This is a genomic window from Ancylobacter lacus (assembly GCF_018390635.1).
Taxonomy (GTDB): domain Bacteria; phylum Pseudomonadota; class Alphaproteobacteria; order Rhizobiales; family Xanthobacteraceae; genus Ancylobacter; species Ancylobacter lacus.
Genome location: NZ_JAHBGE010000083.1, coordinates 74,686 through 99,520, shown reverse-complemented (window position 1 = coordinate 99,520; position 24,835 = coordinate 74,686). Strand labels below are relative to the sequence as shown.

Annotated in this window: 17 protein-coding genes and 1 tRNA gene; 11 read left to right on the top strand and 7 right to left on the bottom strand. The window is 70.9% G+C overall.

Going from position 1 to position 24,835, the window contains the following annotated elements; genetic code table 11:
• The first annotated feature begins 22 nt into the window (after positions 1-22).
• Positions 23-1,939 carry a hybrid sensor histidine kinase/response regulator gene (locus KHC27_RS20680; RefSeq protein ID WP_246520162.1) on the top strand — a complete coding sequence of 639 codons (1,917 nt, stop codon included), beginning with the start codon at positions 23-25 and terminating at the stop codon, positions 1,937-1,939.
• On the opposite strand, the gene KHC27_RS20675 is transcribed toward KHC27_RS20680, so the two are convergent.
• Both KHC27_RS20675 and KHC27_RS20670 read right to left on the bottom strand, forming a co-directional pair.
• Positions 1,902-3,758 carry a heavy metal translocating P-type ATPase gene (locus tag KHC27_RS20675; protein ID WP_213341809.1) on the bottom strand — a complete coding sequence of 619 codons (1,857 nt, stop codon included), beginning with the start codon at positions 3,756-3,758 and terminating at the stop codon, positions 1,902-1,904. The two genes, KHC27_RS20680 and KHC27_RS20675, sit on opposite strands and share 38 nt — an antisense overlap.
• Positions 3,759-3,909: 151 nt before the next feature.
• Positions 3,910-4,752, bottom strand: coding sequence for a universal stress protein (locus tag KHC27_RS20670; RefSeq protein ID WP_213341807.1), 843 nt, complete (start codon positions 4,750-4,752; stop codon positions 3,910-3,912).
• A gap of 298 nt (positions 4,753-5,050) precedes the next feature.
• Between KHC27_RS20670 and KHC27_RS20665 the strand changes: the two genes are divergently transcribed.
• Together KHC27_RS20665 and KHC27_RS20660 are read left to right on the top strand one after the other, a co-directional pair.
• Positions 5,051-5,464 (top strand): BON domain-containing protein, encoded by a 414-nt coding sequence (locus KHC27_RS20665; RefSeq protein WP_213341805.1) that lies wholly within the window; start codon positions 5,051-5,053, stop codon positions 5,462-5,464.
• 277 nt (positions 5,465-5,741) lie between these two features.
• The gene (locus tag KHC27_RS20660) at positions 5,742-6,773 is read left to right on the top strand and encodes a lytic transglycosylase domain-containing protein (RefSeq protein WP_213341802.1); all 1,032 of its coding nucleotides are present in this window, start codon (positions 5,742-5,744) and stop codon (positions 6,771-6,773) included.
• A gap of 124 nt (positions 6,774-6,897) precedes the next feature.
• Here the strand turns inward: KHC27_RS20660 and KHC27_RS20655 are convergent.
• A tRNA-Gln gene (locus tag KHC27_RS20655) sits at positions 6,898-6,971 on the bottom strand.
• Positions 6,972-7,366: 395 nt separating this feature from the next.
• On the opposite strand from KHC27_RS20655, the gene KHC27_RS20650 reads away from it, so the two are divergent.
• A complete protein-coding gene (locus tag KHC27_RS20650; protein ID WP_213341800.1) occupies positions 7,367-7,573 on the top strand; it encodes a DUF1127 domain-containing protein in 207 nt (68 codons plus the stop codon).
• 63 nt (positions 7,574-7,636) lie between these two features.
• On the opposite strand, the gene pbpC is transcribed toward KHC27_RS20650, so the two are convergent.
• Together pbpC and KHC27_RS20640 are read right to left on the bottom strand one after the other, a co-directional pair.
• A complete protein-coding gene (gene pbpC, locus KHC27_RS20645) occupies positions 7,637-9,727 on the bottom strand; it encodes a penicillin-binding protein 1C (RefSeq protein ID WP_213341798.1) in 2,091 nt (696 codons plus the stop codon).
• Positions 9,724-15,138: an alpha-2-macroglobulin family protein gene (locus KHC27_RS20640; RefSeq protein ID WP_213341796.1), complete on the bottom strand. Its 5,415-nt coding sequence runs from the start codon at positions 15,136-15,138 to the stop codon at positions 9,724-9,726. Before KHC27_RS20640 ends, pbpC begins: the two co-directional genes overlap by 4 nt.
• A 279-nt stretch (positions 15,139-15,417) precedes the next feature.
• Between KHC27_RS20640 and KHC27_RS20635 the strand changes: the two genes are divergently transcribed.
• The 7 genes from KHC27_RS20635 to KHC27_RS20605 all read left to right on the top strand — a co-directional run bounded on the left by KHC27_RS20635 (position 15,418) and on the right by KHC27_RS20605 (position 22,081).
• On the top strand, positions 15,418-15,699 hold the full coding sequence (locus tag KHC27_RS20635; protein ID WP_213341794.1) for an acyl carrier protein: 282 nt from the start codon (positions 15,418-15,420) through the stop codon (positions 15,697-15,699).
• Positions 15,700-15,779: 80 nt separating this feature from the next.
• Positions 15,780-16,346: a 3-hydroxyacyl-ACP dehydratase FabZ family protein gene (locus tag KHC27_RS20630; protein ID WP_213341792.1), complete on the top strand. Its 567-nt coding sequence runs from the start codon at positions 15,780-15,782 to the stop codon at positions 16,344-16,346.
• Positions 16,339-17,535, top strand: coding sequence for a beta-ketoacyl-ACP synthase (locus KHC27_RS20625; RefSeq protein ID WP_213341790.1), 1,197 nt, complete (start codon positions 16,339-16,341; stop codon positions 17,533-17,535). Before KHC27_RS20630 ends, KHC27_RS20625 begins: the two co-directional genes overlap by 8 nt.
• A gap of 55 nt (positions 17,536-17,590) precedes the next feature.
• Positions 17,591-18,871, top strand: a complete 1,281-nt coding sequence (locus KHC27_RS20620) for a beta-ketoacyl-ACP synthase (RefSeq protein WP_213341788.1) — start codon at positions 17,591-17,593, stop codon at positions 18,869-18,871.
• A 244-nt stretch (positions 18,872-19,115) separates the two neighbouring features.
• Positions 19,116-19,871 carry an SDR family oxidoreductase gene (locus tag KHC27_RS20615; protein WP_213341787.1) on the top strand — a complete coding sequence of 252 codons (756 nt, stop codon included), beginning with the start codon at positions 19,116-19,118 and terminating at the stop codon, positions 19,869-19,871.
• A gap of 181 nt (positions 19,872-20,052) precedes the next feature.
• Positions 20,053-21,075 (top strand): zinc-binding dehydrogenase, encoded by a 1,023-nt coding sequence (locus tag KHC27_RS20610; protein ID WP_213341784.1) that lies wholly within the window; start codon positions 20,053-20,055, stop codon positions 21,073-21,075.
• A gap of 100 nt (positions 21,076-21,175) precedes the next feature.
• The gene (locus KHC27_RS20605; RefSeq protein ID WP_213341783.1) at positions 21,176-22,081 is read left to right on the top strand and encodes a lipid A biosynthesis lauroyl acyltransferase; all 906 of its coding nucleotides are present in this window, start codon (positions 21,176-21,178) and stop codon (positions 22,079-22,081) included.
• 67 nt (positions 22,082-22,148) lie between these two features.
• Here KHC27_RS20605 and KHC27_RS20600 read toward each other — a convergent pair whose 3' ends face one another.
• On the bottom strand, positions 22,149-23,312 hold the full coding sequence (locus KHC27_RS20600) for an alpha/beta fold hydrolase (protein ID WP_213341781.1): 1,164 nt from the start codon (positions 23,310-23,312) through the stop codon (positions 22,149-22,151).
• A 288-nt stretch (positions 23,313-23,600) separates the two neighbouring features.
• Positions 23,601-24,722 (bottom strand): polyamine ABC transporter substrate-binding protein, encoded by a 1,122-nt coding sequence (locus KHC27_RS20595; RefSeq protein ID WP_213341779.1) that lies wholly within the window; start codon positions 24,720-24,722, stop codon positions 23,601-23,603.
• Positions 24,723-24,835: the final 113 nt, after the last annotated feature.

Here is a 24,835-nt window from a genome sequence, read left to right as displayed (position 1 = left end):
GATACCGGGAGATCGCGTCCGCATGGAATCCATGGCCACCAGCGAGCGAAGCCTCGACGAGATGGTCCGCATGCTGGACGGCGCCAACATCATCGTCCATGGCTTCGATGGTGTGATCTCCCGCTGGACCACGGGCTGCGAAGAGCTTTACGGCTGGAGCCGGGGCGAAGCGGTTGGCCAGGTTGCCCATGAGCTGCTCGGCACCCTTTTTCCCGAGCCGCTTGAGGATATCCGGGCGCATCTGCGCGAGCATCAAAGCTGGCGCGGGCAGCTGGAACAGCGGGACCGCGACGGCAACCCCATCTTCGTCGCGAGCCGCTGGGTCGCGGTCCACACCTCAGAACCCGGCCGCTGGATCATCGTCGAGACCAATGTCGACGTCGGCGACCTTCGTGCCACCCAGGCGGACCTGATGGCGCGCGAGGCGCATCTGCGCTCGATCCTCAACACCGTGCCGGAAGCGGTGGTCGTGATCGACGAAGCCGGCACCATCACCTCCTTCAGCACCGCAGCCGAGCAGCTCTTCGGGTTCAGCCGGGAGGAAGCCATCGGGCGAAACGTCAGCATGCTGATGCCGAACCCCGATCGCGACGCCCATGACGACTATCTCGCGCGCTACCTGCGGACCGGCGAGCGACGGATCATCGGTTATGGCCGGGTCGTCACCGGATTGCGCAAGGATGGGCTGACCTTTCCGATGGAGCTTGCCATCGGCGAAGCCGTCGCCAACGGCTCGCGAATCTTCACCGGCTTCATCCGCGATCTCACCAGTCGCCAGAAGATGGAAGAAGAACTGCGGCAGGCGCAGAAAATGGAAGCGGTCGGCCAGCTCACCGGCGGCCTCGCCCACGACTTCAACAACCTCCTGACGGTCATCAGCGGCAATCTGGAGATGCTTGAGAGCCGGCTGACCGACGAGCGCCAGCGCTCCCTGCTCCGTGAGGCGCAGGACGCAGCCGAGGACGGCGCCAAGCTCACCGGCCAGTTGCTGGCGTTCGGCCGGCGTCAGCCGCTGAATCCGCAACTCGCCGATGTCGGCCAGCTTCTGTCGAATTTCTCCGACCTGTTGCGCCGCACGCTGGGTGAGACGGTCGAACTGCGCACCACCATCACGGGCTCCTCGAATCTCGCAATGGTGGATGCAAGCCAGCTGCAGAACGCTCTGCTCAATCTCGCCCTCAACGCACGCGACGCGATGCCTCGCGGCGGGCGACTGACCATCGACATTTCCCGAGCCCGCATCGACGTCGACTACGCCCGCATGTATCCCGAGGTGCGCACCGGAGACTATGTGCTGATCTCGGTCTCGGACACCGGCAGCGGCATGGCGCCGGAGGTCAAGCAGCGGGCCTTCGAGCCGTTCTTCACCACCAAGTCGGTGGGTTCGGGAACCGGGCTGGGCCTCAGCATGGTCTATGGCTTCGTCAAGCAATCCGGCGGCCATATCCAGCTCTACAGCGAGATCGGGCAGGGAACCTGCGTGCGGCTGTTCCTGCCCGCCGGCCCGAGCCGCGCCGCCCGCGGTGGCGCGGCAGGTACGGGCGCCGCCGGCGCCGGCGAGCTTCCGGGAGGCAGCGAGAACATTCTCGTGGTCGAGGATGATGCGCGGGTACGCCGGGTCGCCGTGGCCCGGCTGCAGGATGCCGGCTATTCCGTGATCGAGGCGGAAAACGCCCAGCAGGCGCTCGGTCTGCTGGCGCTGCACCCCGGCATCGACCTGATCTTCACCGACATCGTCATGCCCGGCGGGATGACCGGCGACGAACTGGCACAGGAGGTTCGGCTCACCCGCCCGGACATGAAGATCCTCTTCACCTCCGGCTATGCCGAACCGAGCGTTGCCGGGCGTGAGCTGGCGGCAACCGGCGCCTGGCTGCGCAAGCCCTACACGGCCCGTGAGCTCACGACGCGGTTGCGGAAGCTGCTGGACGGGGAATGAGCCCCGTCTCACCGCCACCGAGCGCCCGCAGCGCGTTGAGGATGACGGCGACGTCGATCACTTCCTGCAGCACGGCGCCCTGCACCGGGGGGAGATAACCCGCGGCCGCCACCAGCATGGCGGCGAAGGACAGGCCAAGCCCGACCACGACGCTCTGCAGCGCGATGAGGCGTGCCCGCCGCGCCGCCGCCATCGCCCGCGGCAGCCGCGACAGCTCGTCCACCAGCACCACGACATCTGCCGCTTCGGAGGAAGCTGCGGCGCCGCGGGCTCCCATGGCGACGCCGACATCGGCCGCCACCAGCGCGGGTGCGTCGTTGACCCCGTCGCCGACCATCATCACCGGTCCGAGTGACCGCTGCTCGCGCACCACCGCGACCTTCGCCTCCGGGCGCAGCTCTGCCAGAACCTCATCCAGACCGAGCTCGGCTCCCACCGCCTGTGCAACTTCCGCACGGTCGCCCGATGCGAGCACGATCCGCCGCACGCCCACGGCGCGGAACGCCGCGACCACCGCGGCCGCATCCGGACGCAGTTCATCCTCGATGAAGACCAGCGCCGCCAGGGCGCCATCGACCGCCACCGCGATCAGGCCCTGCGTCTCCGGTACGTCGCTCTCGAACCAGCCGTCCGCGCGTACCAGGCTCCGCACGAAAGCCAGTCCCCCGACCGCGACGTCCCGCCCGTCCACCACGCCGCGAATGCCCATGCCCGGCGTTTCCACGACGGCGGAAGGCAGGGCAAGGCCGAGATGCCGCGCCTCGGCCGCGCGCAGCAGCGTGTCCGCCACCGAATGGCGCGACGCCTGATCGAGGCTGGCGGCGAGGTGCAGCACCTCGCCGGCCGACCATCCCGGCGCCACGTCGAGCCGGCGTATGCCGGGGACGCCATGCGTCAGCGTGCCGGTCTTGTCCAGCACCGCCACCCGGACCTGCGCCAGCCTCTCCAGCGCCCCGCCCGACTTCACCAGTACGCCAAGCCGCGCGGTCCGCGACAGACCCGACATCATGGCCACAGGCACGGCGAGGATGAGCGGGCAAGGCGTCGCAACCACCAGCACCGCAAGTGCCCGCGTCGGATCGCCCGCCAGAAACCAGGCGGTGCCGCTGATCACCACCGTGGCGACCAGCATGACCAGGGCGTACCGGTCGGCAAGGCGGGCCATGGGGGCGCGGCTGGCCTGCGCCGCCTCAACCAGCCGCACGATACCGGCATAGGTGCTTTCCGCGGCGGCGCGCTCCACATCGAGATCGAAAGGAGCACCGATCGAGGTGGTGCCGCTCAGCACGGCCTCGCCGACGGTGCGCGGCACCGGGACCGATTCGCCCGTCAGAGCGGAGGCGTCCAGCAGGGCCGTCCCCGTGGCGACCCGCCCATCGGCCGGCACGACTTCGCCGGTGCGGACCAGGATGCGATCACCCGGCTGCAACGCCGAGATCGGCACCTCCACGAGACGTCCGCCGGCATGGCGCAGGGCCGTGCTGGCGACCCGGCCGAGCAGAGCGGCCATTTCCCGCCCCGCCCGCCCCTCGGCAAAGGATTCGAGCCACTGTCCGCCCAGATACATCACCGCGACGACATTGCCGGCCAGAGGTTCGCCAAAGGCGAGGGCGGCCGACATGGAGAGCCCGGCAATGATGTCGAGGCCGACCTGTCCCCGGCCGAGTGTCACCACCATCTGCGCGAGAAGGGCGACGAGCGCCGGGACGATTCCCACCGACCACAGCAGCGCGGCATCGGCCGGACGCTGCACATGTTGCAGTGCCAAGCCGCCCGCCAACGCCACCAGCGGCAGAGCCATCAGGGCGAGCCGTCGCATGGCCCGGGGGAACCGGGCGGCGCGAGGGCGGCGCGCCGTTCCGGGATTCCCGACTGCGCTTGGAGTGCTGGTGATCATGGCCGGCTCCTGAAATCCGGCGTCGTGGCGTGCGGGTGCCGCGGCGCCTTGGTGGGTTGCCGACCGGCCGCGCTCAATGGCTGAGGAAAAGCGGGACGGGACTGGCGCCGAGCAGCGAGCGGGTGACCCCGCCGAGCAGGATTTCCTGAAGCCGGGAGTGGCGATAGGCGCCCATCACAATGAGATCGGCATGGAACAGGCTCGCCTGATCGCGCAGCACCTCGGCCACATCCCCGGAGCCGCCGACCCGCAGGCTCTTCACCTCCGCCGTCACGCCATGGCGAATGAGATGCGGCGCCAGCTCGGCCCCGGGAACGGCCCGGGCGATATCCTTCTCACCCACCACCGAAACGATTTCGACCTGATCCGCCGCCCGCAGCAGCGGCAGGGCATCCGCCACGGCCCGGGCCGCGACGCCGCTGCCATCCCAGGCAACGATGATGCGGCGGCAGCGGAAGCCGGAATAGCCGACCGGCACGGCGATGACGGGCCGGCCGCTCTCGAACAACACACGTTCCGCGAGCACCCTGTCGAGGTCCACGACGCCGTCGAACGCGTCGAGCACCGCCACGTCGTGAACCCGCGCCTGATGGAGGAAGGCTTCCACCAGATCCGGGAACGGCAGGTGGGGGGTCTCCAGCGAGCACGAAACGCCGAGCTGCTCGGCGTCCCTGCCCGCGTCCCGGGCGACGGCTTCCGCCAGTTCATGCAAACGCCGGTTCTCGCTGGTGACGATGTCGCTGGCGAGTTGTCCCACCGCCGAGAACGGAATGGCCATCTTGAGCGAGGCCGCCTGCACGGTCAGGTGGGCCTGCGCGGCGCTGGCGAGCCCGAGCGCATAGCCGACAGCGGATGACGGCCGCTCGCCACCTTCTTCGGTCGTTCCGGCCAGAATGCTCTTGAGATTCGCGATCATGTTGAAGCTCCCGCGCTGATGACCGCAGAAGTAAGACGTGACGCCACGATCCACACTGATCTGCGTCAACGACGTCCATTCAGAATTCCTCTAGGTAAGATACGCTGTCGTGACCTGCAGATGGCCTTTGGCCGCTCGGCATCTTCGGCATGGATTGAGCAGGATCAATGACGGCGGATCGGCCCCGACGTATCGCACGAAGACTGTCTCGCCGGCGCGCACGTCCCCGGATCGCATCTTCAGCGGGGGCCGGCCGCACCGCCCTTGCAATCGCATCACGCCGACAGGGAGACGAACCATGCAAACCGACACCCTTCGCAACCTTCAGGAAGAACTCGTCCGCCTGGGCGCGGACGGCGCCCGCGTCGCCCTGAACGGCGACCTTCTGACCCTGACCGGCAGCGTCGCATCACGCCGGGTCGCCGTGGCAGCAGAAGAAGCGGCGCGCCGGGCCGCCGGCATGCGTTGCGTGATCAACCTGCTCACCGTCAGCCCCTGCGCCACCGCCGAAGCCATTCGCCGCCGGATCGGCGAGGCTCTGCGCGCTTCCGCCGACCAGAGCGCGGAGGGGTTGCGGATCGAACTGCGCGGCAATCACGTGACGCTGGAGGGCAAGGTGCATACGGCCCAGGAGCGCTACGCGGTCCGGCACGCCGCCGTCACCACACCCGGCGTTTCCGGCGTGGTCGATCGCCTGTCCATCGCCGACTGAACCGGCGTCGACACGTGGCGGACAGGCAACCCCTGCCCCGGGGCATGCTCTCGTACCGCACCGAATCAATCGGGTTCTGTGGCGACCGCCGTACCCGGTCGAAGCGCCGGCAGGGCAAGCGCCACAGCGCCGTTTCGACTTTCGGCGAAATGTGGTAGGCAAAGCCGTGGAATGGCGAACGGCAAAACGATCGACAGGCGGCCGGCCTTTTGCCGTCGCGCTTATGGCGGCGGTAGGGCCGGCTGTGTGCGGCCTGTGCACAGGCGCCGCTCCGGCCATGGCTGCGACCGCGCCCAGCCCTCCGGCGCCGGCAAACCCGCCCACCGGTCAGCTTACCTCGGCCGGCTCCGCGCTCACATGGCCGGCCGCTGGCGTCAACGCACCTTCCGCGCTGATGACGCCGGTCGTTTACGCGCCTTACGGGCTTGTCGCGCCGTCCTATGCGGGCTGGCTGACCCAGCCGCCTCAGCAGACGCTGCCCGGCACCGGCTTCACCTCCCGCCGGCTGGTGGTCGCTGAAATCGAGACGTTCCAGACGGTCGCGGTCGCGCCCCCGGCTTCAGCCATCGCGAATGCGGCCCCCGTCGCGGAGCCCCCGTCGGGGCTGATGGGTTACGCGGCGGCGTCTCCCGACATTCCCTCGGCGATGTCGTCTGCGGTGTCTTCCGCGATACCCGTGTCCGCTCCGCTGCCACCCAAGCGGCTTGCCGTTGTGGAGGGACGGATCGTTCTCGCCTCGTTGGGGCCGCTGCCGCCACGGCGTGAGGTAGCCCCGGCACCGAGCCCCGTCGCATCCCAGGCCAAGGCGTCCCCGGCGGAGGAGGTCGCGGCCGTAGCGGACGACGCGGCCGAGCTTGAGGCCGAGGCACCCCAGGAAGACGCGGCCCGCCCGATCGACGACACGACGGATGCCGGCACCGCCGGCGCAAGCGCCGACCGCGCACCCCCGCACATCGAGACGCTGATCCGGCGCCACGCCCAGCGCTTCAAGGTTCCCGAGAGCCTCGTGCGCCGCGTCGCTTGGCGGGAGAGCAAGTTCGACCAGCGCCAGCGGCATGGCCCCTATTGGGGACTGATGCAGATCCGGGTCGACACGGCACGCGGCCTCGGCTTCCGCGGCGCGCCCGAGGATCTGCTCGATGCCGACACCAACATGTCCTACGCCGTGGCCTATCTCGCCAACGCCTACCGTGTTGCCGGCCGAGACGAGAAGCGGGCGGTGATGCTCTACGCCAGTGGCTACTATTACGAAGCCAAGCGCAAGGGCATGCTGGGATCGCTGATCCATACCGCCGCGGCCGAGCCGTAATTCCGGCGGCCGCGCCCGATGCATGGGTAAGACACCACGGCGGATTATCGAACACCGGCGGCGACAGACCGCGACGCGACGCCGGGGCCTAAAGCTTAACGACATACTATGTGAAATCAGCCGTTGGCTGGGGGACCAGGATTCGAACCTGGACTAACGGAGTCAGAGTCCGCAGTTCTACCGTTAAACTATCCCCCACCGTGTCCGGCATGGCGCCGGAACGTGTGGCCGAAGCAACTTCGGCCTCGCCACCGTGGCAGAGCGGCGGCGAGTGGTGGCGATATAGCGCCTCGCACGGGCGCGGTCTACCCCCTCCGCGCAACTCATCCAAAGCTGTTGATGACGCGCCCCCGCCCCGGCAATGCCCGGCCACCAGCGGCGGGCGCCACAATCCCGGTTCTCCCGCGCGCCATGCATACCGCATCGCACAATAGGGCCGAAGGCGAAGCCGCAGGCTCGGACGCTTTGTCAACGCTGCGTCAGTCGCAGCGCAGCCCCGCATGCGTCGCCCGCATCGCTGACATGCGGCGAACCCGCTTTCGCAACGCACAATGGGGCCTATATAGCTGGCATATCAAATACAGGAGTTTGCCATGACCTCGATTTCCCTGACCCATCGCACCTCGCCCGATCTGTTCTCGCGAGCGCTTGCCGCCGTGGCCGCGTTCTTCGACGCGCTGGGCGAAGGCCGCCGCATCGCGCAGCGCTATGAGCAGCTTTCCCGCCTGTCGGACGCGGCCCTCGCCGCGCGTGGCCTCCGCCGCACCGACGTGCCGCGCGCCGCCGTTCTCGGCCGCTGATTCTCGCCTGCCGGGCAAGGTGGGGGACGGCCCGCTGTTCGCGGGCCGCCGCCTTCCGGTTCTCTACTGCACCCGCACGACGACGCTGTCGCTCAGGCCGGCGGCGTCCATCACCGTGAGGCGGACAAAGCCGGGTCCGGCCGGCCGCCAGAACAGCGTGCGCTCCGGGGAGCTTGCTGCCGCCTCGGGCACGCCGTCCACCAGCACCGTCAGCGGCCCGGTGCCACCGCTCACCTTGAGGGCGAGCGCGACATCAGCGTCCAGCGCGAGGCTGGCGCCATCCGGGGGAAAGGCGATGCGCGGCCCTTCGCTGCTTTCCTGCCGGACCACGGCGCCGAACCGACGCAGGGGAGGTGGCAGTTCGGTGTTGCGGGCCACGAGCGTGCCTCTTGGTGGCCCCGGCAGAGGCGCCGGTCGCGGCGCGACGCGGGCAAAAGCGTCGAACAGCACGGGCGCGGCCACCTGCCGCCCGATCATGCCCGGCACCGGTTGCCCATCGGGCCTTCCCACCCACACCCCGATCGTCCGCCGACCGTCGAATCCGATCGACCACGCATCGCGATAGCCGAACGATGTGCCGGTCTTGAAGGCGATGAGCCCGGCCTGGGCGTTCTCGGGCGGCGGCGTGCCCGACAGGGTCTGCGCGAGATACCAGGCCGCGACCGGGCTCATGAGGCGCTGCGCCGGCGGCGGAGCCGGGGTCGCGATGTCGGAAACCGGCCGTTCCGCCAGTGGCTGCGCGGCGCCGCCCCGGGCGATGTCGGCATACAGCGCGACAAGGTCTTCCAGCCGCACCCCGACGCCGCCGAGGCCGACCGCAAGGCCCGGCGCCTCGCCTGCCGGCAGCACCAGCCGGGTGCCCGCCGCGGTGAGCCGGGTGGCGAGGCGCTGCGGCCCCACCGCCTGCAGCAGTGCCACGGCCGGGACGTTGAGGGAGAGCTGCAGCGCCGTCTTCACCGGCACAGTGCCTTGAAATTCAAGGTCGAAATTCTCCGGCGCGTAGGCGCCGAAGCGGGTCGGGCGGTCCTCGATCAGGGTTTCGGGGTGGGCGGCGCCATCCTCGAAGGCAAGGCCGTAGATGAAGGGCTTCAGGGTCGAACCCGGCGAGCGGACCGCGCGGGTCAGGTCCACCGCGCCGGCCCTCTCGCGATCAGCCGGATCGGCGCCGCTGACGCGGGCGAGAATCTCCCCGCTGGCATTGTCGGCGACCAGAACCGCCAGCGAGACCCCGGGCGGCAGGGTCGAGACCCTCTGGCGAACCAGATCCTCCAGCCTTTCCTGAAGGTTGCGGTCGATGGCGAGCCGCTGCGCCAGCGCGGCCGGGCGCTCCCGGCGCGCCGTCTCCGTGGCGTGGGGGGCGAAGGCCGGCATGTCGCGGCGACGGCCGGGGACCGCGGCGGCGCGCGCCATCGTCGCCTCCCCCTCGCCGAAAAGACCTTGCCGTTCAAGCCTTTGCAGGACGCGATCGCGGGCATGGCGGGCGGCGGCGGCATCGCGGTCCGGGCGGCGGGATTCCGGCGCCTGCGGCAGAGCCACCAGCAGCGCCGCCTCCCCGAGGGTGAGCCGACGCGGCTCCTTGCCGAAATAGGCGAGGCTGGCCGCGCGCACGCCCTCGAGATTGCCCCCGAACGGGGCCAAGGCCAAATAAAGGCTCAGGATTTCGTCCTTTGACAGCCGCGCCTCCAGCTGGATCGCGCGGCAAATCTCGGCCCATTTGGCGGCAAGGCTGCGGTCCCGGCGGGGTTCCAGCAGCCGGGCGACCTGCATGGTCAGGGTGGAACCGCCGGAGACGACCCGGCCATGTCTGAGAAACTGCAGCGCGGCACGCGCCAGCGCCACCGGATCGACGCCCAAGTGCTTGTAAAACCTGCGATCTTCATAGGCCAGCAGCAAGGCGAGATAGCGCCGGTCGACCTCTTCCGGGGCCGCCGCGAGGCGCCAGCTTCCGTTCGCCAGCGGGAAGGCCCGCAGCAGTCGGCCGTCGCGGTCCAGCACCTCGGCGGAGGTAACCAGAGCCGCAACCGGGGGCGCCGACGCCCGCAGGCCCTCCAGCCAAGCATATGTTCCGCCAGCGAAAATGGCGCTCGCGAGCAGCAGGGCGGCGGCGGCGCGCTGCCACCACGCGTAGCGCGCGGCACCGCCCTCCCCGGTCATGGCGCCGCCCCCGTTACCTCGGTGCGGCTGGCGGCGGTGCGGGCGAAGCGGTCGGGGCGGTACATGTCCTCGACCACCGCCGGGGGGTGGGCGTAGCGGCCGGGAGAGACCGCGCGCACCACATAGGCCAGCGTCAAAACAGCTGCGTTTTCCGCATCTTGCGTCCGGTCGAAGGCGGCCGCGACATGGTCGTCGCGGAACTCGGCATGGGCGGGTTCGCCGGTTTCCTCCAGCCAGGGCAGCGTGCCGGTCTCGCCGCCGGCGACGAGGCGGGGATTGTCGACCTCGAAGCCGGCGGGGAGATAGTCCACCAGCAGCAGGCGGGAGGCCGCGGGCTCGTCCTCCGTCATCCGAAGCACCACAACAAGCCGTTGATTTTGCTTCACTTTCGAGGGATCGGCGGTGGCGCCGTCGAGGGTGTAGTAGCTGCGGGTCAGGGTCAGTCCCTGCGCCGCGGCGGGCTGTGGCGCGGCGGGCGGGCCGTCGAGAGAGATCGCCGCATCCACCGCCGCGGCGCCGTGGTTGGTCAGTATGATGGGGTGACCGGTGAGTGCAGCGCGGTCCAGAATCCGCTCGAACAGGCCGGTGTGACCGACGCCGTCGACATCGAGCACCACCCCCTCGGCGCCGCGGGCGGCCCGCGCCGCCATCAGCAGCCAGGATTCCTCCTGCGTCGAGGTGCGCCCCACCCCGGCCGCCGCCGCGGCGAGGCGGGCGCGGGCGGTGCTGGCGAGAGCGGGGAAGCCGGCCTCGGCGGCGAGCGTCGCCACCCCGGCGGCGTCGCGCAGCGGCGAGCCGAAATCGGCGCGGCCGACGCTCACCGCCTCGGTGGCGGTGGGAATCATCTCCAGCGCCGCGGTGAAGACCCGCTCGGCCCGGGGGCGGTCCCCCAGCATGGCGAGCCCGGCGGCGATGTTGGCGCGGGCGAAGGCGGTCGTCACCTCCTCCAGCCGGGTGTCGGCGACATAGCGCAGGTCGCCCAGCGGGGCCCGGCCGTTGCGGGCCAGCACATAGGCGGCATAGGCGAGGCCCTCGGCGGTGGGCCCGCTGCCCTCCCCGGCCATGGCGACGTTGTTGCGCAGCCAGTCCAGCCCCTGGGTGAAGGGCTGGTCGGGCACCGCCTGCCCGCGCTCGCGTGCCCGGGTGAGGAAATCCATGACATAGGCGTCGAGGAACAGGTCGTTGCCGCCCGCGCTCCACAGCCCGAACGAGCCATTGGCGCCCTGCCGGGCGATGAGGCGGGCGATGGCCTCGGGAATCACCTCCGCCGGCGGGTGCTCGAGGTCGAGCCCGTCGCCGGCCAGCTCGTCGAGATAGAGCAGCGGCAGCGCCCGGCTGGTGAGCTGTTCGGAACAGGTGAAGCGGTAGCGGTCGAGCGCCAGCAGCAGGCCCGGCACGTCGAGCGCCGCGTCGGGCCGCACCGACACCGCGACGCGCCCGGTGCCGGGCACCAGATCGGCGAACAGCCCGGCGTCCAGCGTCACCCCCTGCCCCGGCTGCAGGGTCTGCACCGTGCGGCGGCGGAGGGAGGGATAGGCCGGCCGCACCGTCAGCGCGTAGTCGCGGGTGATGGCGAGCCCGCCCGGCCCGCTGAGGCGGACCGAGACCCGGCCCGGCCCGATGCCGGTGCCGGCCAGCGGCAGCACCAGGCTCTGCCGGCCGCCCTTCTCCAGCGCCACCGAACGCGGCACCAGATTGGGGGCGAGATCGAGCGCCACCGCGCCGTCGGTCACGATGTCGAGCCCATAGGGCCCGGCCTCGCCCTCGACATTGTGGATGTCGAGCCGCAGCGTCGAGGCGTCGCCGGCGGCGAGGAAGCGCGGCAGGGTCGGCAGCAGCACCACGGGGTCATGGATCGCCACCTCGGCCTCGGCATGGCCGACGCGGCCGGCGGACCACGCCACCGCCATCAGCTTGCCGGTGCCGTCGAAGGGCGGCACCTCGAAGGAGACGGTGGCGCGGCCCTCGGCGTCGGTCTTCACCACGCCGGAGAACAGCGCCAGCGGCGGCTGGCTCGGCGGCTCGCCCTGCAGCCCGCCGGCCCCGGCATCGCCGCCGGAGCGCAGCCGGCCACGGCTGCCCTGCATGCCGTCGATGAGCTGGCCGTAGAAATCCCGCACCCCGGTGGAAAGGGCGCGCTGGCCGAGCAGGAAGGCGTCGGGGTCCGGCGCCTTGAAGCCGGTGAGATTCAGGATGCCGACATCCACCAGCGCGAGGGTGAGCCACGCCTCCTCCCCCGGCCCGAGGCCGGTGAGGGCCACCGGCACGGTGAGCGTCGTCTCCGGGCGCAGGCTCGCGGGCGGGGCGAGCGCGACCTGCAGCGTGCGGGTGGCGTGGTCGACCCCGAACCAGGCGAGGCCGATGGCGCGGCCGGGGTTGCGCCCGGCGGCGACATCCAGCGGCCGGTGCAGGAAGGCCAGCGCATAGGCCCCCGGCCCCCAGGCCGCGTCCACGCGGAAATCGACCTTGGTCTCCCCCGCCGGCACCGCCAGGGTGCGGGAGGCGAGCACGCCGTCGCCGACGATCAGCACCGTGGCCGAGCCGGCATAGCGGGCGGCGAGGTTCACGGTGAGGGTGTCGCCGGCTGCGTACTGCTCGCGGTCGAGCCCCACCTCCAGCCGGTCGGGCGTGTTCGCGGTGGCACTGCCGCCCCAGCCGGCCTCGAACGGCACGGCGGTGGAGGCCCCGCCGCCGGAAACCTCCAGCCGGTAGGAGCCCCAGCCCACCGGCACCGCGATGCGGCCGACGCCGCCGGCCGGCAGGTCCAGCGTGCCATCGGCCACCTTGCGGGTGGTGCGGATCGGCTCGTAGTTCCACGCGCCGCCCATGCGGTACCACTGGTAGCGCGTCTCCAGCCGATAGAGCTGCCAGCTCACGCCGCCGCGCGCGACCTGCGCCCCGGCGGGGTCGACCGCCGCCACCTCGAACGCGGCCTCGGCATTCTCCGCGAGGGCGGCGCCGCTGAAAAGCGGGCGCACCCCGAGGGCGGTGGCGGCCGGCACCACCGGCAGCACGACCTTGCGCTCCACCGCGCGCCCGCCGGCTTCCACCAGCCGGGCCAGCACGGTCAGCTCCAGCGGCCGCTCGGTCGGAGGGGCGGTGGGCAGCGTTATGGCGAGCCGCGCGGTGCCGTCCGGCCCGGTGACCGGCACCTCCGGCAGCGGGGCGCGCTCCGGGGTGAAGCCGTCGTCCGGCCGGCCGAAGCGCCAGCCCGGCAGGCCTGGGCGCTCGTCCACCACGCGCAGCTCGGTCTCGGCTTCGAGGGCGAGCCCGGCCGCCGGCGGGCCGAACAGCCAGCGCCCGGTGGCGGCGAGGGTGACGGGCGCCTTCGCCGCGAGGGTGGCGGCGGAAGGGGTGAGGGTGAGGTCCAGCCGCTCGGGCACATAGTCCTCGACCAGGAAGGAGGCGGTGCCGATGGGAGCGCCCTTGGGGTCGGCATAGGCCTCGATGCGCCAGGTCCCGGTCATCGCGCCGGCCATCACCGGCAGGTCCACCGCGCGGCCGCCGGCACCGGCATCGGCCGCCAGCACGCGGCGGTCCTCCACCCCGTCCGGGCGCTTCAGCACCAGCACCAGCGGCACGCGGGCGACGGCGCGGGCCTGCGGGTCGCGCAGCAGCGCGGTGACGTGCACGGTCTCCCCGGTGCGGTAGACCCCGCGCTCGGGGGTGACGAAGGCGTCGAGCCGCTCCGGCGCCGGCCGGCCGCCGACGCCGCGGTCGGTGAGATCGAAAGCCTGGTCGCGCAGCGAGAGGAAGGCGTAGTCGCCCTCCCGGCTCGCCACCAGCACGGCGGGGGCGAAGCCGTCGCGGCCGCGCATCAGCCCGGCGTCGAAGGTGGCGGTGCCGCTGGCGTCGCTGGTCGCGGTGGCGAGCACCTCGTTGGACGCCGCCACCAGCCGCACCTCGACCCCGCCCACCGGCTGAGCGCTGCCGAGCGCGCGCACCAGCACGGTGAGGCCGCGATCGCCCGACAGCGCGGTGAGGCCGAGATCGGAGACGATGAACCACTGCGTCGCCCGCTCGGCGTAATCCTCGTCGGGATCGGTGCCGTCGGTGGCGGGCGCGGCGGTCAGCACATAGACGCCGGGCTCCAGCGTGCCCACCGCCTCGTCGACCGGGAAGGAGGTGGTGACGTCCTCGTTCAGCGGCGCGGCGGTTTCCAATTCGCCCTGATAGACCTTCTCGGCCTTGCCGCCGGCGAGCTGAATCCGCTCGTAGCCCTGCAACGTGCCGAGGAAATTGCCGTCCAGCGCGGTGGTGAGCAGGCTGCGGTCGCCGATGCGCAGCACCTCCACCTTCAGCCGGGCGGTGTTGACGCTCACCACCGGGATGCCGCGCGGTCCGGTGCGCGGCAGCACATAGGTGCGCCCGGTGAAGCGCGCCGCCGGCGAGCGGTCGCGGACATAGACGGTGATGGCGCTGGCCTTCTGCAGCGTCTCCGAGGGGATGACCGAGGGCACCCCGGCGCGCACCTCGACGTCGTAGCGCTCGCCATGGCGCAGCCCGTCGATGCAGAGCTGCTGGTCCTGCGCGCTCACCGCCGGCTTGTCCTGCCCGGCCACGGTGACGAAGGAGGCATAGTCCACCGCCCCGCCGGCAAGGCTTTCCGAGAACTGCACGCACAGGCGCGGATTGGCGGCGTCCGAATCGACGGTGTAGTCGAGGACGCGGAAGCCCTCCTCGGTGCGCAGCTTCTCGTAAGTGGCGCGCTCCGCCGGCACCTCCTTCAGCGCCAGCCCGGCCAGCAGCGTGTCGAGCGCGGCGCGCCAGATCGAACGGTCGGCATAGAGATGGCCGAGGAAGAACAACGCGTCCGCCTCGTCGGAGGCGCTCTGCGCCCGGCGGTAGGCGATGAAGCCGGCGGCGGCGGCGCGGTCGAGCAGCGCATAGCTGTCCTCGTCCGCGTTCGGCTTGATGGCGACCAGCGCGCGGGCAAGCCGCAGCCACAGGCCGGAATCGGCCGGAGTCGCCGCCGCGAGCTGGGCGTAGAGGTCCGCCGCGCCGCGCGCATCGCCCCGGGCGAGCGCGGCGTCGGCGTCGCGGCGAAGCTGGGCGGCCGGCTTCGGCAGCGGCTTCTGGGCGCGGCGGAGCTGGGCCTCCAGCTTGCGGGCGGCCTCGACGAGATCGGGACGGGAATAGGTCTTGAGCCGCGGCTGCACCGGCTGCGCGGCGGGGTTCGCCGCGGGATTCGCGGCGGGCGCGGCCGCCGGGGTCGGCGCCGGAGCGCCGGCGGCGGCCGGGGCGGGCTTCGCCCTGGGCAGCGGGGCTGGCGCGGCGGGCTGGGGAGCGGGTTGAGGCGCCGCCTGCGCCAGCCTTGCCGCCGGGGCCTGCGCCTGCCCGGGGCCGCCAGCGAGGAGGAGACCGAGCGCCAGCGTCGCGGCGCGAAGGGCGCCCGTGGTGAAAACCCGCATGGATACCTCCCGGATGCACCGACACCGCGGCCCGCTGCCGCTCGGGAACGCGCCGGCCAAAACCGCGCCGCCGACGCTCCCATTTACGCACCGGCACATTACAAGCTGATGCCCGGAAGTCACGCACGCGCCGGATTGGCATGCCGCTGCCATTGAAAGGCCCGACATGCTTCGGTATACGGGCCGTCATCCTTGCGGGAGCCGCCTGCCCCTGACGCGGTCGCTGGCGATACCTGACCCACCTCGGCCGGACGCGGCCAACCGAGACCAGAGGCCTTCATGTCTTCCACGTTCGACACCGTCGCCAACATCATCGCCGAGACGTGCGATATCCCGCGCGAGAACATCACGCCGGAAAGCCACGCCATCGACGATCTCGGAATCGACAGCCTCGACTTCCTGGACATCGCCTTCGCCATCGACAAGGCGTTCGGCATCAAGCTGCCGCTGGAGCAGTGGACCCAGGAAGTGAACGACGGCAAGGCCACCACCGAGCAGTACTTCGTGCTGAAGAACCTGTGCGCCCGCATCGACGAGCTGATCGCCGCCAAGAGCGCCTGACGGACCGCGCCTGAGGCAAGGCTCCTGAGGCACAGCGCCTGGCCGCGGGGCGGCGGGCATGCAGCGAGGCAGGGCAGGGAATGCGGCTCGAATACTTCCAGATGATCGACCAGGTCCTCGAACTCGACCTCGAGGGCCGCACGATGAAGACCGCCAACCTCGTGCCGGAGGAGAGCCCGATCTTCGAGGGCCACTTCCCCGGCCACCCCCTGCTGCCCGGCGTGCTCCTCATCGAGATCATGGCGCAGAGCTGCGGCATGCTGCTTCTGCGCCTGCACGAGTTCGACCGCATGGCCTTCCTGGCGAGCGTCGAGAAAGCCAAGCTGCGCACCTTCGTGACGCCCGGCCAGACCATCGAGATCGAGGCGACCCTGCTGCATGACGGCTCCGGCTATGGCCGGCTCGCCGCCAAGGGCCGCATCGAGGGCAAGCTGGTCTGCGACGCCGAGCTCACGCTCAAGACCATGCCGTTCCCGGCGCCGGAACTGCGCGGCTACCTGCTCTCCACCGCCGAGCGCATCCGCATGCCGATGGCCGCCCCGGCGGGCGAGGCTGCCGCGGCCGGCGACGGCGCCCCCGCGCTGGACGGCGCGACCCCTGAAGAACCGGCGTCCTGCGCCGAGCTCGGAAAGCTTTCCCATGTCTGATCGTCGCCCGCCTTCCCGCCGCGAGGTCTGGATCACCGGCGTAGGGCTGGTCTCCTCCTTCGGCGAAGGGCTCGACGCCCACTGGGCGGCGCTGGCGCAGGACCCTGCGCCGGTGCGCGAGGAGGCGGCCTTCGCCCCCTATGTCGTGCACCCCCTCGCCAGGATCGAATTCGACCGCCAGATCCCCAAGAAGGGCGACCAGCGGCAGATGGAGCCCTGGCAGCGCATCGGCACCTATGCCGCCGGGCTCGCGCTGGATTCCGCCGGCATCAAGGGCGACAAGGACATTCTCGGCCGCACCGACATGGTGGTGGCGGCCGGCGGCGGCGAGCGCGACCAGAGCGTCGACGGCTCGATTCTCAGCGAGATCGAGAACCAGCCCAACCCGGACGTCTATCTCAGCGAGCGGCTGCAGGCGGACCTGCGGCCGACGCTGTTCCTCGCCCAGCTCTCGAACCTGCTGGCGGGCAACATCTCCATCGTCCACGGCGTCACCGGCTCCTCCCGCACCTTCATGGGCGAGGAAAGCTCGGGCGTCGACGCGGTGCGCATCGGCTGGTCGCGCATCGCCGCCGGCACCTCCGAGATCGCGCTGGTGGGCGGGGCCTACAATGCCGAGCGGCGCGACATGCTGCTGCTGTTCGCGCTGCGCCATCTCGCCATGCACGCGCCCTGGTCGCCGGTGCTGGCGGAGGCGAACGGCGTGCCCTCCGGCTCCGCCGGCGCCTTCCTGGTGCTGGAATCGGCCGAGCACGCCCGCGCCCGCGGCGCCACCCCCATCGCCAAGCTTTCCGGCGTCTGGTCCGACCGCGCCCGCCGTTCGGCGGACGGCGAGATCGAGGCGGTGCTGGAAGGGCTGATCGCCAAGGCCGGTCCGCTCGGCGAGGGCACCGCGGTGCTCTCCGGCGCCTGCGGCGCGCCGATCCCGACCCGGGCCGAGGTCGCCGTGCTGGCGAAGACCGGCCTGCCGGTGCGCTCGGTGACCGACCGCGTCGGCCACAGCCTGGAGGCGCAGTTTCCGGTGGCGCTGGCGCTGGCCGCGCTCACCGTCTCCCATGGCCGCCTGTTCGGGCCGCTCGCCGGGGAGAGCGTTGAAAAGCCTTTCGATGGCCCGCTTTCCCGTGCCATCGTGACCGGTGTGGGGCATTGGCGCGGCGAAGGCCTCGCGCTCGTCGAGCGCGCGGACTGACAACCGCATTGACGAAGACGGGCTCCCGCGGCGCGGGATGTCCGGGGAGCAGATCATGACGTCCTATACCGACAAGGCCGGACGGCCGATTGTCGTCGTCACCGGCATGGGCATGATGACGTCGCTCGGCCAGGGCAAGCAGGACAACTGGGCGAAGCTGACCGCCGGCCAGTCCGGCATCCACCGCATCACCCGCTTCCCGGTCGACACGCTGAAGACCACCATCGCCGGCACGGTGGACTACCTGCCCGGCGGTCGCCGCAGCGCGCCCGACCTTTCCGAGGAACTCGCCGCCCTCGCCGCCGAGGAGGCCATTTCCGAGGCCGGCATCGGCACCGGCGGCCGCTTTCCCGGCCCGCTGTTCTGCGCGGTGCCGCCGATCGAGCTGGAATGGCCGCAGCGCCGCATCCTCGCCCGCGAGGCCGCGCCGAACGGCCCGGTGAGCTATGACGACCTGCTGCGCGCCGCCGAGGTGAACGACCACAGCGACTGGCACGAGCGCTTCGTCTACGGCTCCATCGCCGACCATCTGGCCGACCGCTTCGGCACCCAGGGCCAGCCGATCTCGCTCTCCACCGCCTGCGCCTCCGGCAACACCTCGATCCAGCTCGCGGTGGAAGCGATCCGCCGCGGCGAATGCGACGCCGCGCTCTCCATCGCCACCGACGGTTCGGTGACGGCGGAAGCGCTCATCCGCTTCTCGCTGCTTTCGGCCCTCTCCGCCCACAACGAGAATCCGGCCGGCGCCTCCCGTCCCTTCGCCAAGAACCGCGACGGCTTCATCATCGCCGAAGGTGCCGGTGCGCTGGTTCTGGAGAGCCTGGAACACGCCGTGGCGCGCGGCGCCCGGGTGCTCGGCGTGGTCGAGGGTGTCGGCGAGATGGCCGACAGTTTCCACCGCACCCGCTCCTCGCCGGACGCCAAGCCGGTGATCGGCTGCATGCGCAACGCGCTGGCCGATGCCGGGGTCTCGCCGGACGAGGTCGACTACATCAACGCCCACGGCACCTCGACCCCGGAGAACGACCGCATGGAGTTCACCGGCATGTCCGCCGTGTTCGGCGAGCGGCTGGGCAGCATCCCGGTGTCGTCCAACAAGTCGATGATCGGCCACACCCTTACCGCGGCCGGGGCGATCGAGGCGGTGGTCTCGCTGCTGACCATCCAGAACGGGCGGATTCCCCCGACCATCAACTACGAGATCCCCGATCCCGCCATCCCGCTCGACGTGGTGCCGAACGTCGCCCGCGACGCGCAGGTGACGCGGGTGATGTCGAACTCGTTCGGCTTCGGCGGGCAGAACGTCTGCCTCATCCTCACCGCCGCGCCGGTCTGAGGCGGGCCGTCAGGTCCGGCGGCGCCGCCCTCGTGGCACCGTCGCCGCACCGGGGGCCCGCCCCGTTGCGGCGCGGCTGCATCACCCCGGGAAATCCTTTGGCGGCGAAGCATTCGCGCGGTTGCAGACCGCGGGGAATGCCCTAGAAGGCGTGCGGTATCGCGTGCAGGCCAACGGTCGCGGCACCGGTGCCGTGCCCAGCGTTTCCCGCCCGTCCGTTGCCACCCTCCGCAAGGAATACCTCATGAGCCTTCCCCGCGTTCTGGTCACCGGCGGCGGCCGCGGCGTTGGCGCGGCCATCGTGAAGACGCTGGCCCTCGCCGGCTTCCACGTCGTCTTCACCGTGCGCACCGCCACCGCCGAGGCGGAGGCGCTGATCGCCGCCATCGCCGCGGAGAAGCCGGACGCCGCCCTCGAGGTGCGCCCGCTGGACCTCGCCGACAAGGCGGCGGTCGCGGCCTTCGCCGACGCGCTGGGGGAGGAGCCGGCCTATTTCGGCTTCGTGCACAATGCCGGCATGAGCTACGACACCCTCGCCGCCATGGTCGACCAGAGCAGGGCGGAGGAGCTGATGCAGGTGAACTACTGGTCCTTCGTGCGGATCGCCGGCGCGCTGGTGCGGCCGATGACGCGGGCCCGGGCCGGGCGCATCGTCGCGGTGGGCTCCATCGCCGGCGAGGTGGCCAATCCCGGCAACGGCGTCTATTCCGGCTCCAAGGCGGCGCTGGCCGCCTATTGCCGCACGCTGGCGATCGAGAGCGCCCGGCGCGGCATCACCGTGAACACGGTGGCTCCCGGCTTCGTCGACACCGCCATGCTGGAGCGCTACGCCGCCTACCGCGCCAATGTGGAGAAGCAGGTGCCGCTCGGCCGCTTCGCCCGGCCGGAGGATGTCGCGGCGCTGGTGGGCTTCCTGCTCTCGCCCGGGGCGGCCTATATCACCGGCACCACCATCCCGGTGGATGGCGGGCTGACCGCCGCACTAGCCATCCAGCGCTGATTTCGTTATCCAGCGCACACCCTTGAGTTCGCGCCGCGTGGGCGCGCGCTTTCCGGCCGCCGCCGCCGTGCGCCGCGGTGGCCGCCAGTCCCCTTCCCGGCCCGGGTGGGCGGTGCTGGATCGCCGGAACCTTCCGGCGATGAGGCACCGCGCCCGCGCCGCCTGCCGCCCGGAGCCCCGCATGCGCGCCCTTCAACTCGTCGCCGACCGCAACCTGACCCTCACCGAGCTGCCGGAGCCCGGAGCGCCGGAAGCGGGCGAGGTGCAGGTCGCCATCCGGGCGCTCGCGCTCAACCACATCGACGTCTGGGGCTGGCGCGGCATGGCCTTCGCCAAGCGCAAGATGCCCCTCGTGGTGGGCGCCGAGGCGGTGGGCGAGGTCATCGCCACCGGCGAAGGCGTCACCCGCTTCAACAAGGGCTCGAAGGTCGCGATGTACGGCGCGCTGACCTGCGGCCAGTGCCGCATGTGCCGCGCCGGCCGCGACAACCTCTGCGAGGAGGTCGCCGGCGTCATGGGCTTCCATGTCGACGGCTTCGCCCGCGACACGCTGAACATCAAGGAGCGGCTCTGCGTCGAGATCCCGGAGGGCATCTCCTGGACCGACGCCGCCTGCGCGCCCGTCACCTTCTCCACCGTCGAGCACATGCTGTTCGACAATGCGAGGCTCGAGCCGGGCGAGACCGTGCTGGTCCACGCGGCGGGCTCCGGCATCGGCACGGTGGCGATCCGCATGGCCAAGGAGATCGGCTGCACCGTCATCACCACCGCCGGCGACGACGAGAAATGCGCCAAGGCCAGGGCGCTCGGCGCCGACCATGTCATCAACTACAAGACCGACCGCTTCGAGCACGAGGTCCGCAAGATCACCAAGAAGAAGGGTGTCGACGTGGTGTTCGAGCATGTCGGCGCCGAGACGTGGAACGGCTCGCTGCTCTCGATGCGGCCGGGCGCGCGGCTCGTCACCTGCGGCTCGACCTCGGGCGTTTCGGTGAACATGAACCTGATGCAGCTCTTCCAGCGCCAGTACCGCATCATCGGCTCGTTCGGCGCGCCGATCCGCGCCATCGCCGACGGGCTGAAGCGGATGGAGCGGGGCGTGCTGCCGGTGATCGATTCCGAATTCGCGCTGGAGGATTTCGGCGCCGGGCTGGAGCGGCTGGAAACCCGCCGGGTGTTCGGCAAGGTCGTGATCCGGTTTTGAGCCGGCGCCGGGCCCCTGCCCTCATGAACCGGCCGCGCCCCGATGAGCCGCCCGCGATGAGCCGTGCCCGACTGAGTCGCGCCCGCACGGGCGCCCCGCGATGAGCCGTCCGCTGCCCCTCCTCACGCGGCTGCGCAACGCCGCGCTGTCCGCCGCGGTGTGGGCGCTGACGCGCTATCTCCGGCTCATCGGCCCGGGGCTTTCGGCCTGGACCTGCGCCTTCTGGTGCCGGGTGGTCGGGCCGCTGACGCCGATCCAGGCGCAGGCGATGAAGAACCTCGCCCTCGCCTACCCCGAGAAGAGCGAGGCCGAGCGCTGGCGCATCGCGCTCGGCATGTGGGACAATCTCGGCCGCATGGGCGGCGAGTTCGTGCATCTCGACCGCATCTGGCAGTTCAACATGTGGGAGCCCGCCCGCAGCCGGATCGAGATCGAGGGCGCGCTCAACTTCATGAACATGCGGCTCGACGGCAAGCCGGCGCTGGTCTTCACCGCGCATCTGGCGAACTGGGAGCTGCCGGCCATCGCCGCGGCGGCGCAGGGGCTCGACAGCGCGGTGCTGTTCCGGGCGCCGGACAACGAATTCTTCGCCGACCTGCTGTTCAACGCGCGCTCGCGGGTGATGGGCGACCTCGTCGCCGCCTCCCATGTCGCGGTGTTCGAGCTGGCGGCGGTGCTGGACCAGGGCAAGCATCTCGGCATTCTGGTCGATCAGGCCCGGCGCGGCGGACCGATCGTGCAGTTCTTCGGCCAGCCCTGCACCGCCAACCCGACCATCGCCCGGCTCGCCCGGCTCTATGACTGCCCGGTGCACGGGGTGCGGGTGGTGCGCCTGCCCGGCGGCCGCTTCCGCATCACCTGCACCCCGCCGATGAACCTGCCGCGCGACGCCAACGGGCGCATCGAGGTCGATGGGGCGATGCAGGCCATCACCTCCGTGGTGGAGGAGTGGGTGCGCGAGCACCCCGAGCAGTGGACCTGGTTCTACAAGCGCTGGCGCATCTGAGCGGCAGACCGGGCCGGGCGAGCGCGCCGCCACCCTTCGGCGCCGCCCCTGCCCTCCCCTTCGGGCCTCAGCGCAGCTCGACGATGGCCGGGTCGGGCGCGCCGGCCTCGATGACGAAGCCCTCGCCCTTCTTCACCGCATAAGGCTGCTGCGGATCGGGCCTGCCGGTGCGGATGAAGGCCAGCACGTCGCCCGCCACCGCCTCCGGCGCGCCCCACTGGACGTTGTGGCCGATGTCGCTTTCCTGCGCGCCGGACTGCGGCAGCGGCACCCGGCCATACTGCTTCCAGTAGTCGGTGATCCCGGCCGCCGCCGCGGCACGGGTAAGCGCCGCCTTCACCGCTTCCTGGTCCGCCGGCAGGAAGATGTTGTCCTGCGAGCCCCACAGCACCAGCACCGGCACCCTGAGTTCCGCCAGCCGGGCGGCATTGTCGAAGGCCAGCGCCGCGCGGGTGGCGCCGATCCAGGTGCCGAGCGGCACCTTCGCGGTCTCGAGGATGTAGGGTTCGAGGAAGGCGGCGGGGGCGAGCGGGTCGACGTCCCAGTTCGCCGCGAGCCACGCCGCCACCTTGGGGTCGGCCTGCTCCGGGGTGGCGCGGTAGAAATCGACCGGGAACGCCTTGCCCTGCGCCTCCAGCGCCTTCTTCCACGAGCCTTCCACCGGCTCGGCCAGCACATAGTCGCGCAGCGCGACATTGCCGACGCCGGTCGCCGCGGTGGCGACCAGCACCGCGCCGGCCACCTTCTGCGGCGCGGCCAGCGCCAGTTCCTGGGTGACGAACGAGCCCAGCGAATGGCCGACCACATAGGCCCTCGCGATGCCCCTGGCGTCCATCAGCGCGGCGATGTCCTGCGCCATCTGGGCCGGGCGGAAGCAGGCCTCCGGCGCCGGGGCGCACAGCGCCGCGTCCGGCATCCCGCTCGCGCCATGGCCGCGCAGGTCGACCGCGAGGATGTGCAGATCGGGCGCCGCCCTGGCGAGAGCGTCGATGGTCGGCTCCCACGAGCGGATGCTGTCGGTGAGGCCGTGGACGAAGATGACCGCCGTCCCCTCCGCCGGGCCGCGCTCGATATAGGCGAGGTCGATGCCGGTGGGCAGCGCGAGATGGCACTTGCCGGCGGCGATGCTGGTGCAGCCCGCGGCCTGCGCCGACGGCGGGGGCAGGCCGGCGCCGCCGAGCAGGGCCAGCGCCCCCATCATGAACCAACCCTTCCAGGCACAGCGCGACATGGGAACCCTCCAGCAGGTGCGGACCGCACGACAGAAGGGTGAGCCTAAGGTCACTCCCACAAAAGACAACGAATTCGCTCGCCCAAACCGGATGAATCCACGCTGTCCGGCGCCGATCCCCGCCCGTTCCCACGCTGCCCGGTCCGGCCGCCCAGGTCCGGCCGCCCTTCAACGCAAAAAGCCGCCCGTCGAAACGGGCGGCTTCCGGGATGTCAGGATCGTGGCCCGGCGCCGGGCGGGGCTCACGCGGGCGGTCTTGGCAGACCGCTCACGTGCCGCGCCGGACGCTCACTTGCCGCGCTTGAACTTGTTCCAGGTGCGGGTGACGAGACGCTGGAGGTCCTGCGGGTTGGTGGTCACGGTGAACAGCTTCGCCTGCACGTCCGCCGGGGGATAGATCGACGGGTTGTCGAGGATCGCCTTGTCGACGAACTTCTGCGATTCGAGGTTGCCGTTGGCGTAGGAGATGAAGTTCGAGTTCTTCGCCGCGACCTCGGGCTTCATCATGAAGTTGATGAAGGCGAGCGCTTCGTCGACGTGCTGGGCATCCTTCGGGATGGCGAAGTTGTCGAACCACATCAGCGCGCCCTGCTGCGGAATGACGTATTCGATGTTGACCGGCGGCTTCTTGGTCTTGGCGGCGGCTTCCTCGGCGCGGGTCTTGGCCTGGAACACGTCGCCGGACCAGCCGGTGGCGATACAGATGTCGCCGCGCGCCAGCGCGTTGATGTAGCCCGAGCTGTCAAACTTCTTGATGTAGGGCCGGATCGGCATCAGCAGCTCGCCGGCGGCCTCGATGTCCTTCGGGTCCTTGGAGTTCGGGTCCTTGCCGAGATAGCGCAGCGCGGTGGGGATGATCTCCTCCGGGCCGTCGAGCATGTAGACGCCGCAATCCTTCAGCTTGGCGAGGATTTCCGGCTTGAAGACGATGTCCCAGGTGTTCAGCGGGATGTCGCCGAGGCGCTGCTTCACCTTGTCGACGTTGAGGCCGATGCCGGTGGTGCCCCACATGTAGTTCACGGCGTATTTGTTGCCGGGATCATACACCGCCAGCCGCTCGGAGATGGCCGGCCACTGGTACTGCAGGTTCGGCAGCTTCGACTTGTCGAGCGGGAGGAAGATGCCCGCCTGAATCTGGCGCTGGAGGAAGGAGCCCGTGGGCACCACGACGTCGTAGCCGGTCTTGCCGCCGAGGAGCTTGGTTTCCAGCACCTCGTTGGAATCGAACACGTCGTAGCGGACCTTGATGCCGGTCTCTTTCGTGAACTCCTCCAGCACCGACTCGTCGATGTAGTCGGACCAGTTGTAGACGTTCACGACCTTTTCCTGCGCCGCGGCGGGCATGATGGCGGACACCAGCGTGCCGGTCGCCACAAGGCCTGCCGCGATCGTCGCGAGGAGGCGGGACATCCTGTTCTCCTTGGAAGGTTGGTGGGTTTCCGAAGCGATGGGCCCCGGCCGCTTCAGAATTGTCCGAAGGCTAGTCGCTCCCCCGGCCGGGGCGCAAGGACCTACGATGGGTA

What these genes read in the sequence shown, in the direction of transcription:
- KHC27_RS20610 (WP_213341784.1), top strand. Translation starts at nt 20,053, where the DNA reads ATGCGCGCCCTTCAACTCGTCGCCGACCGCAACCTGACCCTCACCGAG.
- KHC27_RS20650 (WP_213341800.1), top strand. Translation starts at nt 7,367, where the DNA reads ATGACCTCGATTTCCCTGACCCATCGCACCTCGCCCGATCTGTTCTCG.
- KHC27_RS20680 (WP_246520162.1), top strand. Translation starts at nt 23, where the DNA reads ATGGAATCCATGGCCACCAGCGAGCGAAGCCTCGACGAGATGGTCCGC.
- KHC27_RS20660 (WP_213341802.1), top strand. Translation starts at nt 5,742, where the DNA reads ATGGCTGCGACCGCGCCCAGCCCTCCGGCGCCGGCAAACCCGCCCACC.
- KHC27_RS20620 (WP_213341788.1), top strand. Translation starts at nt 17,591, where the DNA reads ATGACGTCCTATACCGACAAGGCCGGACGGCCGATTGTCGTCGTCACC.
- KHC27_RS20600 (WP_213341781.1), bottom strand. Translation starts at nt 23,312, where the DNA reads ATGTCGCGCTGTGCCTGGAAGGGTTGGTTCATGATGGGGGCGCTGGCC.
- KHC27_RS20665 (WP_213341805.1), top strand. Translation starts at nt 5,051, where the DNA reads ATGCAAACCGACACCCTTCGCAACCTTCAGGAAGAACTCGTCCGCCTG.
- KHC27_RS20670 (WP_213341807.1), bottom strand. Translation starts at nt 4,752, where the DNA reads ATGATCGCGAATCTCAAGAGCATTCTGGCCGGAACGACCGAAGAAGGT.
- KHC27_RS20625 (WP_213341790.1), top strand. Translation starts at nt 16,339, where the DNA reads ATGTCTGATCGTCGCCCGCCTTCCCGCCGCGAGGTCTGGATCACCGGC.
- KHC27_RS20635 (WP_213341794.1), top strand. Translation starts at nt 15,418, where the DNA reads ATGTCTTCCACGTTCGACACCGTCGCCAACATCATCGCCGAGACGTGC.
- KHC27_RS20595 (WP_213341779.1), bottom strand. Translation starts at nt 24,722, where the DNA reads ATGTCCCGCCTCCTCGCGACGATCGCGGCAGGCCTTGTGGCGACCGGC.
- pbpC (WP_213341798.1), bottom strand. Translation starts at nt 9,727, where the DNA reads ATGACCGGGGAGGGCGGTGCCGCGCGCTACGCGTGGTGGCAGCGCGCC.
- KHC27_RS20615 (WP_213341787.1), top strand. Translation starts at nt 19,116, where the DNA reads ATGAGCCTTCCCCGCGTTCTGGTCACCGGCGGCGGCCGCGGCGTTGGC.
- KHC27_RS20630 (WP_213341792.1), top strand. Translation starts at nt 15,780, where the DNA reads ATGCGGCTCGAATACTTCCAGATGATCGACCAGGTCCTCGAACTCGAC.
- KHC27_RS20605 (WP_213341783.1), top strand. Translation starts at nt 21,176, where the DNA reads ATGAGCCGTCCGCTGCCCCTCCTCACGCGGCTGCGCAACGCCGCGCTG.
- KHC27_RS20640 (WP_213341796.1), bottom strand. Translation starts at nt 15,138, where the DNA reads ATGCGGGTTTTCACCACGGGCGCCCTTCGCGCCGCGACGCTGGCGCTC.
- KHC27_RS20675 (WP_213341809.1), bottom strand. Translation starts at nt 3,758, where the DNA reads ATGCGACGGCTCGCCCTGATGGCTCTGCCGCTGGTGGCGTTGGCGGGC.